Origin of the sequence: Acetobacterium paludosum, from assembly GCF_008086595.1 — a bacterium.
In the GTDB taxonomy this organism is placed as follows: domain Bacteria; phylum Bacillota; class Clostridia; order Eubacteriales; family Eubacteriaceae; genus Acetobacterium; species Acetobacterium paludosum.
In genome coordinates, this window is sequence record NZ_RXYA01000002.1 from 222,964 (window position 1) to 237,129 (window position 14,166).

15 protein-coding genes are annotated in these 14,166 nt (G+C 37.6%); 4 read left to right on the forward strand and 11 right to left on the reverse strand.

The window, feature by feature from the left end:
* Positions 1-43: 43 nt before the first annotated feature.
* The 4 genes from FZC41_RS03190 to FZC41_RS03205 all read right to left on the reverse strand — a co-directional run bounded on the left by FZC41_RS03190 (position 44) and on the right by FZC41_RS03205 (position 3,910).
* On the reverse strand, positions 44-544 hold the full coding sequence (locus FZC41_RS03190; protein ID WP_148565935.1) for a MarR family winged helix-turn-helix transcriptional regulator: 501 nt from the start codon (positions 542-544) through the stop codon (positions 44-46).
* Between the two features lie 249 nt (positions 545-793).
* Positions 794-1,390, reverse strand: coding sequence for a rubrerythrin (gene rbr / locus FZC41_RS03195; RefSeq protein WP_148565936.1), 597 nt, complete (start codon positions 1,388-1,390; stop codon positions 794-796).
* A 75-nt stretch (positions 1,391-1,465) separates the two neighbouring features.
* On the reverse strand, positions 1,466-3,250 hold the full coding sequence (locus FZC41_RS03200; RefSeq protein ID WP_148565937.1) for a phosphoenolpyruvate carboxykinase (ATP): 1,785 nt from the start codon (positions 3,248-3,250) through the stop codon (positions 1,466-1,468).
* 9 nt (positions 3,251-3,259) lie between these two features.
* Entirely contained in the window at positions 3,260-3,910 is a 651-nt protein-coding gene (locus FZC41_RS03205; protein ID WP_148565938.1) for an HAD hydrolase-like protein, read from the reverse strand.
* Positions 3,911-4,198: 288 nt separating this feature from the next.
* On the opposite strand from FZC41_RS03205, the gene FZC41_RS03210 reads away from it, so the two are divergent.
* From FZC41_RS03210 to FZC41_RS03220, 3 genes are all read left to right on the forward strand, one after another.
* The gene (locus tag FZC41_RS03210) at positions 4,199-4,756 is read left to right on the forward strand and encodes a LemA family protein (RefSeq protein ID WP_148565939.1); all 558 of its coding nucleotides are present in this window, start codon (positions 4,199-4,201) and stop codon (positions 4,754-4,756) included.
* A gap of 25 nt (positions 4,757-4,781) precedes the next feature.
* Positions 4,782-6,698 carry a DUF2207 domain-containing protein gene (locus FZC41_RS03215; RefSeq protein WP_148565940.1) on the forward strand — a complete coding sequence of 639 codons (1,917 nt, stop codon included), beginning with the start codon at positions 4,782-4,784 and terminating at the stop codon, positions 6,696-6,698.
* 189 nt (positions 6,699-6,887) lie between these two features.
* Positions 6,888-7,682, forward strand: a complete 795-nt coding sequence (locus FZC41_RS03220; protein WP_148565941.1) for a hypothetical protein — start codon at positions 6,888-6,890, stop codon at positions 7,680-7,682.
* Positions 7,683-7,768: 86 nt separating this feature from the next.
* Here the strand turns inward: FZC41_RS03220 and FZC41_RS17840 are convergent, their stop codons facing one another.
* The 4 genes from FZC41_RS17840 to FZC41_RS03235 form a co-directional block, all read right to left on the reverse strand.
* Positions 7,769-7,924: an IS3 family transposase gene (locus tag FZC41_RS17840; RefSeq protein WP_148566037.1), complete on the reverse strand. Its 156-nt coding sequence runs from the start codon at positions 7,922-7,924 to the stop codon at positions 7,769-7,771.
* A 6-nt stretch (positions 7,925-7,930) separates the two neighbouring features.
* A complete protein-coding gene (locus FZC41_RS17845; protein WP_420797211.1) occupies positions 7,931-8,041 on the reverse strand; it encodes a helix-turn-helix domain-containing protein in 111 nt (36 codons plus the stop codon).
* 296 nt (positions 8,042-8,337) lie between these two features.
* The gene (locus FZC41_RS03230; RefSeq protein ID WP_148565942.1) at positions 8,338-8,664 is read right to left on the reverse strand and encodes a hypothetical protein; all 327 of its coding nucleotides are present in this window, start codon (positions 8,662-8,664) and stop codon (positions 8,338-8,340) included.
* 1,112 nt (positions 8,665-9,776) lie between these two features.
* Positions 9,777-10,283: a chemotaxis protein CheW gene (locus FZC41_RS03235; protein WP_148565943.1), complete on the reverse strand. Its 507-nt coding sequence runs from the start codon at positions 10,281-10,283 to the stop codon at positions 9,777-9,779.
* 141 nt (positions 10,284-10,424) lie between these two features.
* Here FZC41_RS03235 and FZC41_RS17850 point away from each other — a divergent pair, with 141 nt between their 5' ends.
* The gene (locus tag FZC41_RS17850; protein WP_148566038.1) at positions 10,425-10,676 is read left to right on the forward strand and encodes a diguanylate cyclase domain-containing protein; all 252 of its coding nucleotides are present in this window, start codon (positions 10,425-10,427) and stop codon (positions 10,674-10,676) included.
* Here the strand turns inward: FZC41_RS17850 and FZC41_RS03245 are convergent.
* The 3 genes from FZC41_RS03245 to FZC41_RS03255 all read right to left on the reverse strand — a co-directional run bounded on the left by FZC41_RS03245 (position 10,587) and on the right by FZC41_RS03255 (position 13,954).
* On the reverse strand, positions 10,587-12,722 hold the full coding sequence (locus FZC41_RS03245; RefSeq protein ID WP_476559221.1) for a heavy metal translocating P-type ATPase: 2,136 nt from the start codon (positions 12,720-12,722) through the stop codon (positions 10,587-10,589). The genes FZC41_RS17850 and FZC41_RS03245 overlap by 90 nt on opposite strands.
* Positions 12,719-13,099: an ArsR/SmtB family transcription factor gene (locus tag FZC41_RS03250; protein WP_148565944.1), complete on the reverse strand. Its 381-nt coding sequence runs from the start codon at positions 13,097-13,099 to the stop codon at positions 12,719-12,721. Before FZC41_RS03250 ends, FZC41_RS03245 begins: the two co-directional genes overlap by 4 nt.
* A 258-nt stretch (positions 13,100-13,357) precedes the next feature.
* Positions 13,358-13,954: a class I SAM-dependent methyltransferase gene (locus tag FZC41_RS03255; RefSeq protein WP_148565945.1), complete on the reverse strand. Its 597-nt coding sequence runs from the start codon at positions 13,952-13,954 to the stop codon at positions 13,358-13,360.
* Between the last annotated feature and the right edge of the window lie 212 nt (positions 13,955-14,166).

Below are 14,166 nucleotides of genomic sequence, written 5' to 3' on the forward strand. Positions count from 1 at the left end.
ATACCAATACTTATTACATCTTGTTGAGTGCCACCTTCCGGGGTCACTCAATGGTAATTTTTCTTACCTTTGTTTCAGTCTTATCATGATTGCTCTTTTTCTCAGGATCCCGACTCAGGGTGTCCATCACCTTGTCGATTAATTTAAAGACCAGCTGAATCTCTTCTTGCGTAAAGCTGTCCATGGCCAATTGCCCATAGCGACTCATCTCGCTGATGATGCGTTTAATCGTACCCAAACCATCATCCGTCATATGGATGGTGACAACCCGTTTGTCCTCAACGCTTCTTTCACGACTGACAAGCCCCCGCTTTTCCATTCTCGCCACAATTCCTGTGGCAGTATTAAGGGGAACCCCGATATAATCAGCAATCTGAGTCATATTCACATCACTTCTTCGGTACAGCAGGAGCATCATAAACAGCTCATTCTTAGAGCAGTTAAAAAGATCATTGCCCCACGTCTCTGGTGATAAAAGAAATTTTATCTTGTCAATATACTCAAATATTATCGATTCAAAATTGCCATTAAACTCTTTAATCATTGTCTTCTTTCCTTTTTCATTTCGCAATATTGCTTCGACTTGTGAATTATTTTTAATTCTACTCGCGAAGTATTATTTTGTCAACCATTATTTTTAAACTTGTACGATAGAAATCTGATTCATTGACTTCGACAACCTGATAAAGACGTTTATCTATTCATGTATCATCTTCACAAAGAAAACAATCAGCATCATGCCGTTGAGACATGATACTGATTGTTTTGATTATATTATTTAATTTAATAAATTTTAGTAGGTTTCCTCAAACAGTTCAAAATAATCTTTTGCATGCTTGCAGGCTGGGCAAGTATCAGGTACTTCTGCGCCCTCATAAATGTAACCGCAATTTGAGCATTTCCATTTAACATCACTGAAACGTTTGAAGGTTCTTCCCAATTCAATATTGGCAGCCAGCTTCAAATAACGTGTTTCATGCGCTTTTTCAGCAACAACAACTTCCAGCCAGGTTTCTGCAATTTCCGGGAAACCTTCTTTTTTTGCTATTTCAGCAAATTTAGGATAAAGTTCTTTCCATTCTTCATTCTCCCCAGATGCTGCATGCAGTAAGTTGTTTTTGGTATCGCTTAGCGCCACTGGAAAGTCGGCATTGACGTTGACATTAACTGCTTCTCCAGTAACATATTCGTTGCTTACAATATATTTATAAAACAATTCACCATGTTCTTTTTCATTTCCGGCTGTTTCAGTAAAGATATTGCTGATTTGAACATATCCTTCCTTTTTGGCAACCGATGCAAAAAATGTATAACGCATTCTAGCCTGGGATTCTCCGACAAAAGACTGCATTAAATTTTGTAGTGTTTGTGTACCGTTCAGTTTACCCATATCTTTCTCCTTTATAATGATTATAATCTTCTATAAGTATATTATATACCCTATTTCCAAAAGATCAAACCTATTTTACAGCTTTTCTGAGTTTGTTTTATCAATAAATCGAATCAACTCTTGAGCTGCGATGTAGGGTCCATCCTGTTCGCAACCAGGAATCCCCAGCTGTGTTCTAATCATGCCAACCTGCACTCCGATTTCTTTCATTTTTTTGAATGTTTTCCTGGCAATTTTTTCATGCTCTTCTTTCATCTGAACCGCACCGAACGGGTTGGCAAAATAGGTATTGGTTAAACCCACTTCTCCAGTGGTTCCTTTGGCCATCCGTTTTCCCTCAGAGAAAACATCATAGGCCGCGTTTAAATCTTCAAATATTTCGATGGCCGGGACTTCATCGTCGATTTTCTCGTAGTTGTTGATGTAAAAGATGAAATCCACCCGGGTCGATTTCGAAATTTCTTCATAGGTCATTTGAGGCACAATGACTCGGGCATTCGCAATGTTGGGGTTCATAAAAATACTGCGATCCATTGTGCTGTAGGCATAACCCGGCTGAAGATCATCCAGCCGGACAAAGGCGCCAACTTCGGTGCCGACTGCCATGAGCTCACCTTCCTTGTTAAAATGAAGTGATCCCATATCATCGATAAGGATGTCAAAATCACACGCCATTTCTCTGGGAAGCTTGTTAATGGCTTCCAGTGTCTCGGATTTTCCAGCTCCACTGTCGCCAATCAGCATGATGTTCGCCGATTTTCTGCCGCCAACTCTTATCTTTGCAAAGGCCCCATGAATCGGCAGTGCTTTCATTTCAATCTGGATGACATTGTGAAGCGTCAGCAAAATCTTCTTCATATACCCAAAATAGTCGATTTGCGCAAGATCTGGAATCAGCCCATAATAAACATCATCTTCTTTTGTCACAAAGCCGAGTTTCTCATCTTCGTCAAAAATACTTTCATCCAAACCGAAGAAAACCACTGAATCCGGCTTTTGTTTTGTAAATTCTTCTGGCGTAGCCATTTCAAATAAATTGAACAAGCCAGCGCCTAATGCCATATACTCTTTTTGTACATAAACAATGGATAATAAGCGGCCGACCTTCAAAGGAATTGCAAACCATTCATCACTCGCCAGATAAAATTTTTGTAAAATACGTTTATCCTTAACTGGAAATACCCCTTCGCGTTTGTTCGACTGGGTGTAAAAAATAACAGGGGGCTCAAAAATTGCTTCCCAAATATAAGGAATCTGATATAGCGAATCGTTTTTGCTCTTCGCTTCCCGGTCGAATTCAAAATAATCAGCTAAAAAGGCCACCTGGGCACCACTGGGAAGCTGTCGATAAATACGCACACCTTTTCCGGTTACATTAAAATGAATATTACGATAAAGATCCAGAACCATTTTCTTAAACGCATCATTATTTGATATCAAAGAAAAAGCTTTCGATCGTTTTGTGCCTTCATCCGGGCTATAACCATCCATTTTAATCATAAAACGCTGGATTCCTCGCCAGTAATTGTAAAAGCCTTCAAGAAAGCCCAAAAACAATTGGGAATATTCTTCATAAGTCATTTGAATATCAAAATAGCCGGAACGGATAATTTCTTCCAGTGAATTGATATTGAGCAAATATATAAAATCAATAAATTCACGTTCGTTAAAATCTCCGTTTTCATTTTGAAACGGTTCCAGTGTTTTGATTAGATAAGATTTTTTAACCTCCAGCTCTTTAATAAAGGTTTTAATTAATTTTTTAAAAAACGAAGATTTTATAATCTGTCCAATATTTGTGTATTTCAAGTCACCTTTAATGATTGCTGTACGTTCTAAATTAATATTTTCTTCTTGCATACTGTCCTCCTAACAAACAATATTCAGAAGCTCGGAAAAACTTGCAATGAGTTGTATTGCCCCAGCTTCTCTGAGCTCTTCCTCGCTGCCGCAGCCATAGGTCACCCCCACGGAAGCGATGCCAACTTCTTTTGCCCCAATAATATCGTAATAGCGATCTCCAACCATTAAAACATCCGATAGATCAACGATCTGATGATCATTCAGAAGATCGGCAATGATTTCTTTTTTATTGCTGCGGGTACCGTCGTTATATGTTCCATAAACCCGATCAATCTCAATGTCAAATGCCATGCTCTGGATGATTTTTCTGGCGTTAGTTTCATTTTTGGTTGTCGCTACCCCCAGAAAACACTTGTTTTTATATAGGGTATGAATCGTTGCTTTCACTCCGTCATAAATCGGGGTTTTATACATTCTGCCATTGTCTACATACTCTTCAAGATAAAATTTATATCCTTGTTGGGCCTCGCTTGGAGAAAACCCAAAAACGTCCTGAAAGGTTTTGAGAATCGGCGGTCCAATCAGCGGATTAACATCAACAACTTTTGGGTTCGGATACTTCATTTTTTCCAGAGCGTATTCAAGGCAGAAACGAAAGGTTTCGCTGGAATCAATTAGCGTTCCATCTAAATCAAATATAATGTGTGAATATTTCATATATATTAATATCTCCTTTCCTCCGGTATTGTAGTAAAAAGATCCTATCCTGTTTCATTATTCATTGCCATTTCATCATTGGAATTCGGATTCTTTCTAATTTAACCTCATTGTAATATACAAATACCCATTCAACAAGTCAAAATATCACACTTGAACAATGTAAAGCTTTTCTTTTGTACTATTTTTTTATTGTCAATCCAGACATCGTATCCGCAAAGATTCGTTGTGGCCTTCATTAATAAGTGTTATAATATAACAAACAAAATTAAAAAGGAGGATTTAAAAATGATTGCACTTCTAATTATTATCGGTCTTGTTGTTATAATTGGGCTTTGGCTCATCGTTTCTCGAAATAGCTTCGTTAAGATTAAAAACCAAGTTGAAGAAGCTTTTTCAACTATGGATGTCTATTTGAAAAAACGTTATGATCTGATCCCCAACCTTGTGGAAACGGTAAAGGGTTATGCGACCCATGAATCAGAAACCTTCGCAAAAGTAACCGCGGCCAGAACAGCAGCCATGAGCGCAACCAGTATTGACGAAAAGATTGCCAATGAAAATGCCTTGTCCGGAACCTTGAAAAGTCTCTTCGCCGTTGCAGAAGCTTATCCCCAACTCCAGGCAAACACGAATTTTCTTGATTTGCAGCAACAGCTGCAATCCATCGAAAACGATATTGCCAATTCAAGAAAATACTACAATGCAACCGTTCGAACAATGAACACGAAGGTTGAGTCCTTCCCAAGCAATATTGTTGCCAATATGTTCGGCTTCAAAAAACAACCATTCTTTGAAGTGGGAGCTCCAGAAGAACGAGAAAACGTCCAAGTTAAATTTAATTAAAAATATCATTTTGGAGGTAAACGAAGTGAAAAATCGATGCGCACTTCTTCTTCTTGGCCTTCTTCTTTTTGGATCTGTTTTTCCTGGAAGCACGTTTGCTCAAGAAGCTTTTGATATAACACAATATAATGTGACCATGGACGTTCAGGAAAATCATGCTTATGATATACAAGAAAACATAACAGTCGCTTTTTCCGCAGCACGCCATGGTATTTTTCGATACATTCCTTATAAAGGAGATTTTTATCGCGAGATTGATGGAAAGCCCGTCGATACACCTTATACCGCCCGAGTCTCTAATGTTTCGGTTTCTAATTTCAAATATGAAACATCCAATGAAAATAATAATGTTGTCATCACTATTGGCGATAAAAATCAAACAGTATCTGGAACTCAAACCTACCCCATTTCTTACGTTTGGAACCCAGGTGATGATAAAATTAATTCTATGGATGATGTTTATTACAATATCATTCCACAAAATTGGGATACAAGCATTCAGAACGCCAGTTTCACGATTGTTATGCCAAAAGCTTTTGATTCTTCTAAGGTAGAATTTATTACAGGTGGCTATGGCAGTACCGATACCACCGCCGTTGATTTTACCATTAACGGAAATACCATTAATGGAACTCTGAATCGGCCATTATCCAACAATGAAGGCGTTACCTTAAAAATAAATTTACCTGAAGGTTATTTTGTGGGAGCCTTTACCGGTAACGAATTTGATCCCTTGATGTATATCCTGTTCGCTTTGTCCTTACTGGGTGCGGCTCTGATCTGGTTTTTTACAGGACGAGACGAAAAGCCGGTGGAACCAGTCGAATTTTACCCACCACATGATTTCACCCCATCCCAGATTGGTTTTATTGTGGATGGTGATCTAGACAAACCGGAAGTCATTTCTCTGCTCATGTATTGGGCAGATAAGGGTTATATGACCATCGAACAGGTGGATAAAAAGAAATTTATATTCCATAAGATTAAGAATCTGCCAGATACAGCGGAAGATTTTGAACAGACTTTTTTCGTTAATCTTTTTGATCAAAAAGATAGTTTTTCAACCGAAAGCGTACCGGCCAGCTTTTACGATACGTTTGTTGCGACGAAGCTCCAGATCAAAAGTTATTTTAATATTCCGGAAAATAGACTGTTTACCGCGGCATCAAAGGCTGGCTTTGGATTCATCACAGCGATCATGTGCTTTCCGCTGCTGACACTGGTGATCAACGGTGCTTATCGCTCAAGCATGCTGACATCTTTTGGGGATGGTCTGCTTGCTATCGGTTTTTCCGCACTCTTTACTGTGTTGCCGACAATCTTCAGCGTTAACATCATCACCACAGCAATTCGAAACCGACAGGGCACGTCAACAAAAAAAACAACTGGTCGGTTGATTTTAGGCATTGTACTCACTGTCGTCTTTGCTCTGATTGTGTTTGTTGCCAGCATGCTATTGGGTTATGAAAGTATCATCCCGGCACTGGTAGCATTACTTGCCACCTATGGCATTTCAGTATTCCAAATCATCTCAACTAAACGAACGGAAACTGGCCGTCAGTGGTTAGGCGAAGTTCTTGGTTTTAAGAATTTCATTGAAAAAGCTGAAAAAGATCGTATTTTAGCTTTAGTCAATGAGAACCCTCAGTATTTTTACAATATTCTGCCCTATGCTTATGTTTTAGGGGTCACGGATAAATGGGCGAAAAATTTCGAATCAATTGCCATTGAACAGCCTAGTTGGTATTACGGACAGACCTATGGGGATCCCTTTACGTCGATAATATTTGCCAGTGCGCTGATGCACAGCATGAATTCAATTTCATCCAATATCATTGTTCCGCCTAACTCTGGCTCCGGCGGCTTCGGCGGTGGCGGCTTCTCTGGCGGCGGTGGTTTCTCCGGCGGCGGTGGCGGCGGTGGTGGCGGCGGCAGCTGGTAAGGGCCATATGTGTCATTGATTATGAATTTAAACACCTATAATTCATACAAAAAGCAACGGCCTAATTGACCGTTGCTTTTTTACCTTTACATTTAATTTTTTCCCGACTATTTACACCATAAACCATAAAGTATATACTAAATATTAGCGAGCATTCACAAATTCATGTGAATAAGAGGAGGTCTCACAATGTCTATCGTCCAAGATATCATACAAGGATATGATCATATTTTCAAAAGTAAAAAAGATTGCCCGTTTGAAGTTATTGTAACTGACAATATTTATTCAGACAGGTTCGAATTATGCAATACAATGAGTGAACAAATGGATGTGGAAGGATCTGAACCGGAGCTTCAAAATAGCAATGAACTGTTAGTGCTGCCGGATGAACAAAATTCAATGTTTTTGTTGTTGATCCGGCAGGATCATTTTAATGAAAGCGGTGTTTATTCTCAGACAATCGCCTACGAATATACTCATGCAATCGATTATTTCGAGTGCAAAAACAAATATAATATCGTCAACCTGAGAAAGGATTCATTTCCTGATCATGATTGTTTTCAATTTGTTTCGGAAGTTAGAGCCAGTTTTAGGGGTCCGACACTATTCTATCACCTGACAAATGCTGATAAAGACGCTTTAGTTTTTGCCTATATCAGTAAGTTAGTACCCGCCTACGAAAAAATACTAACCGGTGATCTCTCTGAAAACATGTATGACCTTGCTCAATTCTACGGTCAGTATCTTGCCATCAGATGCTATATCAATGCACCCCTCAGTCTGCCGGGATACATCACCCATTCCTTCGCGGGAGATTTACTGCTACAGCTCAATAAAAACATCGGCGATACAAATATTTTTGATAATTATGAATCACTTAGTGTTGCTTACAGCGATTTTATTAATAAAAAAACACAAGGAACCCCCAACCCGCTTTTAGCTATGGTTCACGATCATTCTCATTGTGGGTGTAACCATTCTTGAACCGCTCCCAGTCAAGTAGACAAAATAAATAATTATAAATGAATATGTGTGCCGCCAATCATATTCATTTATGATTGGCGGCATTCTTATGCAACAGATCCCAGATAACCCCTGTATTCGAGTGGGGGCATACAATTCAGACGCTTCTGATAACGATGGTTATTGTAATAGTCGATATAGTTTTCGATAGCATACTTTAATTCTTCATAGGTGTCAATTTTTTGAGATAGTACATCTCCGATTCCAGCTTATTTATTGAGAACATAACTGTTTTTAACAATTGGTTTTAAACCGTCAATTCCTGAGTCATTATAATTGCAAATCCATTGATGGATTGTCGTTTTACTTATTCCCAACATCCGGGTTTGATTGTGAATCGGATCTATGCTATTTACAATTGTTTGATGCACTTTTAATTTTTCTTCTAGTATATTTTTGCTTTTTCTTTCGATAAAAAATATGCCCCACCTTGTAATAAACAGTTTTTTTTATTTAGACTGTTCACTATAGGGAGAGCATATTATAATTTTAAGTATACAAAAAATAAAGTGTAGATATTATAAAATAAAATAAAACTCCCAATAAAAATATCATTATTATTTTGCTTTTTTTCATTTTAAACACTTCAAACTAATTCTCTTTATTGTAAAATAGATTACCAACTGCCACCGCCTTCACCTAAATAAATCGAAGTAACTCCTGGATTTGCGAAGTAATTTGCCAACGCATCAGCTACCCAATCTGCACTACTTTGTCCACTTGCAAATACGACTACTCCATCAACAATAAATCCAACAAAAATCCCTCCAACAAAAACAAGAACTGATTCAGCTGATTCAGTAGTCATTACTTCGTTATTGGAAGTTTTGTTTTTTATCATGTTGTCTTGAGAATTACTAGCAAAAGCTACGCTTGGTAAAACTGTACTCAAAATTAAAACCGCAACTAAAAAACTTGAAATTTTCTTACTGATTTTTTCCAAAATTCATCCTCCTAACTCTTTATTTTTATTTTGTATACTATAAAATTCATACTGCAATATTTTTTAAAACCCTATTTTCGTATTATGTGTCTTCTTACTTTTATTTGTTTAGCTCTCTAACATCACTGCTAAGGTATTTTAACCCGCATCATTATTCACAAAAATAAAATAGCAAACATATATTTATTATTAAACATATGCCTTTAAATGCACCTAGTCAAGTTCTATTTCATGATTATCTTATTTGTTCGCCTATGGTGATAGCTCAACGTATTGAAAGATTACCGGATATGATCAACGATATTATCCAGTTGTTCCATTTGTACTCTTTCTTCTTCTCGTCCAAACACATCTAACTGGATGCGCAAAGATCGCATATCTGAGCTGAAGTTATAGTTTTGTTTCAGGCAGCCTCGGAAATTTAATTATTTTTTGTATTTGTAAATTTAGTTAAAACCATTGAAATGAAATTAGTTGTAAGAATAACCGCTACCAATTAGTGATAAACGGTACCTATTCGAAATATATCGTGCAAGCTTGTCAAGACGGAGTTTGTGAATCAATAGATCGTATCTTTTTCGAACTCCGGACAATGATGATGGGTCACATAATTCATGTATATCGATCGGTTGGTAAAACGATGCTTAAAAGATAATCAAAAACCGAAATCACCGGAAAGCTTCTGGTTTTGTAGGCATTGCATGTTTTTAAATGTGAGCTTACCTGATATTTTTTTCAAAATACGCGCCACTAGTTTAGAATTGGAATTTAAGTCTGTATTAGTTTGTGTTATAATTTTCATAACATGAACCTCAAGTTAATTATTTATGTGCAAAGTTTGAGTTAATCATACAAAAAAAATAGAAATCGCAGATCATCTGTTATCTGCGATTTCTATTTCAGGAATGAAAATAAAGGGAGGCTTATTTGTTTCCTTACTGTTGATAATAAGCCTAAAATCTTTAACTATTCTGTAAATTATATGAATTGGCAAAAAATTAAGAAAACGCTAAGCTTGTGCCAGCGCTTCACTTGACTTTTTACCACTCTCCCAAAAGCAAAGTATTTCTTTTCGATACTTTTACCCTTCATTCACGAATCTTCTCGTCATTTTAAACGACTTCTTCAAACAATTCCTCAACGACTTGCATTTCAGCGCTTTTCAGGAGGCTTTTACAATCCAGAAGCAACTGAATCTTTCCTTCGGCTTTTCCAAAACCCTTAACATAGTGGTTTGTGAAACCAGTTATTTTTGATGGCGGGGGAGCAATTTCTTCATCATTGATCGTTAGCATATCTTCAACGTCGTCGACAATCAAGCCAAAAGAAACCGCATCGATACTAATAACAATAATACTAGTTTTTTCATCATAATCTATCGGTTCAATGCCAAATTTCAGCCGACCATCAATGGCTGGTATAATTACACCTCTTAAATTAACGATCCCTTTTATATAAGCAGGAGCTTCCGGAACACTTGTAATTAATTGCATGCCAACGATTTCAGTCACATATTTAGTTTCAACCGCAAAAACTTCTTCTCCTAAGTGAAAAGTTAAGTATCTGCCGTGCTGATTCTCTTCTTTTATGTGGTCTTCTTGACCACTATTATCAGTCATCAAATTTTCCTTTCATCGCTATAGCAAGCGCTTTCTTATTTTACATATAGTTATATTGTAAGTTGTAAACCTTATCATTGATTTTACACTATAATTTCAGTTATTAACAGATAAATAATAGCGAGACAAAAGTAATATTTTATTTTTCAATGTTTATTACATCACTTATACACTGTTCAGCGTGCTGAAACTTTTATCGGAGTAATCTTTCTCGATCTGGATGCGTTTAAATCGGCGAATGACACCATGGGCCATAATGCCAGGGTCGCCGTTTATCCCATTGAAGTGAATCGTCGGATGTGTTTATATTTTTTTTGTATTCATGACTCTCATGGCATTAAAAATGGCAATCAGAGCTACTCCGACATCAGCAAATACAGCTTCCCACATTGATGCTAAACCCAATGCCCCTAAGGCCAGAAATATGGTCTTTACAACCAATGCAAAAACGATATTCTGAAAAACGATGACCCTCGTTCTTTTGGCTATTCGTATTGCTGATGCTATCTTTGATGGCTCGTCAGTCATGATGACAATATCGGCGGCTTCAATCGCAGCATCCGATCCCAAACAGCCCATCGCCACTCCAATATCGGCTCTTGCCAGTACCGGTGCGTCGTTGATCCCATCGCCGACGAAAACAAGCTTCCCTTTCGGAGTTTTTTTGCTTTCCAGCCATTCGAGTTTCTCAACTTTATCTTCAGGCAGTAATTCGGAATATACTTCATCGAGACCCAACTGCTTTCCGATTTTATCACCCACACTCTTTAAATCTCCGGTGAGCATAACCGTCTTTCTGATGCCCAGAGATTTAAGCTCTTTAATGGCATGCGCTGAGTCTTCTTTAACTTCGTCTGAAATGACGATATGTCCTGCATATTTCTTGTTGATTGCAACATGTATCACCGTTCCTGAAGTCTCAACATCATCGATATGCCTTAAATTTTCATTATCCATTAATTTCGAGTTCCCTGCTAAAACTTCATTGCCGTTGATCGTTACACTTATTCCATTTCCTGCTATTTCCTGATAATTTTTGATGCGACTCTGATCAATTTCAGCATGATAAGCATTTGTAATTGATTGTGCAATCGGATGATTTGAATAACTTTCGGCATAAGCTGCATATTCGAGAAGTTCCGCTTTTGTATAATCATTTTGAGGATTAGTTTGCGTCACTTTGAATACGCCTTTTGTCAGCGTCCCGGTCTTATCAAAGACAACCGTTTCAACATTATTCAATGCTTCAAGATAGTTACTTCCTTTTATCAAAATACCTCTTTTAGAAGCGCCGCCGATACCACCGAAAAATCCCAACGGTATCGAAATCACCAGGGCACATGGGCAGGATACCACTAAGAATACCAGGGCACGATAAACCCAATCTGAGAAAACAGCTCCTGGAATCATCAGTGGCGGTATGATAGCTAACGCCAGAGCGCCAAAGACAACCACCGGCGTATAATAGCGGGCAAACTTTGTGATAAATTGCTCTGTAGGTGCTTTTCTGTTGCTGGCATTTTCCACCAGATCCAAAATCTTTGATACCGTAGAATCGCCAAAACTTTTTGTCACCTTAACTGTCAGAACGCCGTTCTTATTAACAAATCCACTTAAAGCATCGTGTCCCGGTTCCAACTCTCGAGGGATGGATTCACCGGTTAATGCAGATGTATCAACCATTGAAAGTCCTTCGATAACTTTTCCGTCCAGTGGGATTTTTTCTCCCGGCTTTATCAGTATCATATCTCCGATATTCACATCTTCCGGTGATACTTTTTGGAGTTCATTCCCTACTTTTAAATTTGCATAATCAGGTCTTATATCCATTAATGAACTGATTGATTTTCTGGAATGATCCACTGCCATATCCTGAAATAGTTCACCAACCAGATAGAACATCATAACCGCTACCCCTTCAGGATATGCACCAACAAAGAAGGCGCCAATTGTAGCAACACTCATCAGAAAGTGCTCGCTAAACACCTGCCCTCGAGCGATTCCTTTGATTGCCCGTAAAACGATGTCGCCGCCAACAATAATATAACTGATTAAAAACAAAGTTAATTCCAGCCAATTCTGAAAATCAAAGATCAACCCGATAGCAAACAAGGCCCCCCCAATTGCGAGTTTAATGATTTGAGTTTTGCGATTATCCCCGATTTCATGTTCGTCTTCACTGTTCTCTTTTATATTTTTTTTTGCGTTTCTGCTTTTTAAAACAACTTTTACATCCGGTTCATGTTTATGCACGATTAATTTGACCTGATCTACAATAGTTTCCACAGCTGCATCTGCTTCTATCTCTAACGTCAGTGTCTTGTTCATGAAATTCATGGATGCATTAACTCCGCTAAGCTTATTGACTTCACACTCTATCTTGGATGCACAGCTGGCGCAGTTTAATCCTTCAAGTATCAGTTCTCTTTTTAGCATCATTGATCCTCCCTTAATTCTAGAATATGCGTCAATCCCTGGTTAAATATTTGTTTGACATGTTCATCATCTAAAGAGTAGAAAACAATTTTTCCTGCTCTTCTGTTTTTAACCAGATCCGCCTGTTTTAGGACTCTAAGTTGGTGAGATACCGCTGATTGGGTCATGTTCAATAAAAATGCAATATCACACACACACATTTCAGCTTCATCCAGCGCCCAGAGTATTTTAATTCTTGTGGAATCTCCAAATACTTTGAATAATTCTGCGAGATCATATAACGTCTCTTCCTGGGGCATTTTATTTTTTACCTGTTTTACAATATCTTCATGAATCACGTCACAGTCACACCGTTCAATCGGTTGTACTTTATTAGCCATCTTATCACCTCATTTTTTATATGAACAGTTGAACAATCGTTCAATTATTCATACTGTTATTATAGCTCAGCTATTCTGGGTTTGTCAACAAATAAATGAATAATTGTTCATATGTTCATATGATAAGTTGAACTAGCACCAGCACAAAATTACTTCCAAGCTCACTGTATAGGCTAATAACTGTTGCATAAAAAAGCGCTCATTATAAAAGATATAATGAGCACAACTTGTTAGAATCTTTTTTTAAACGTATCCATATCAACATGATTGGGGTCTTTTTAGAATCACATCTAGCCACTTTTTACCTTCTCGACCTACCCGAGCATCATTGGCTACAAGCGTCTCAATGAGTTGCAGTTCTTTTAAAAGGTTTACTAATGTCATCATACTTTTTTCATTTAAATCCGTAAAATAACGGCCATTGCGTTCTCCTTCAAAACGGCCGTATTTAAATGATGCAAATAAATAGCCGCCTGGCTTTAATGCTTGTGATACTTTTTCGAAAATTCCAGGCATATCATCAAATGGAACATGCAAAAGTGAAGCGCATGCCCATATACCATCAAATTCGTGACTGTAGTCTAATTTTTCAAAAGTCTTGCAAACAACTTCTTGTCCGATAATTTCACTTGCCAATTTACAGCATTCCATCGACCCATCCATTGCGCAAACAGAATAGCCTTTTTCTATAAACAACTTGCTGTCGCGACCAGATCCGCACCCCAAATCCAGAATGCTTGCATTTTCCGGTATATATTTTAGAAAGAATTGATAGACGTCGGACATATTTGTATTCAGTGTCGCATCAATAAAATCTTTTGCTGTATTATTGTAGTATCTCAATGTCTTATTCATTTTAAATCTCCCATATTTAATGAATCGCTTTTATTAATAAATCACTTCACAATATTTTTTAAATCCTCCTCCTTTCATGTTATCGTTTACCTTCTGACAAAAAGTCGACCTAAAATAATTGTATTGTTATCATTGCTGTTTTTATCTTAAAAAGGTTCTTTTAAAAGCAATTGTCCAGCTTATAATCAAAATCTATTTTTATTCTTTAATTT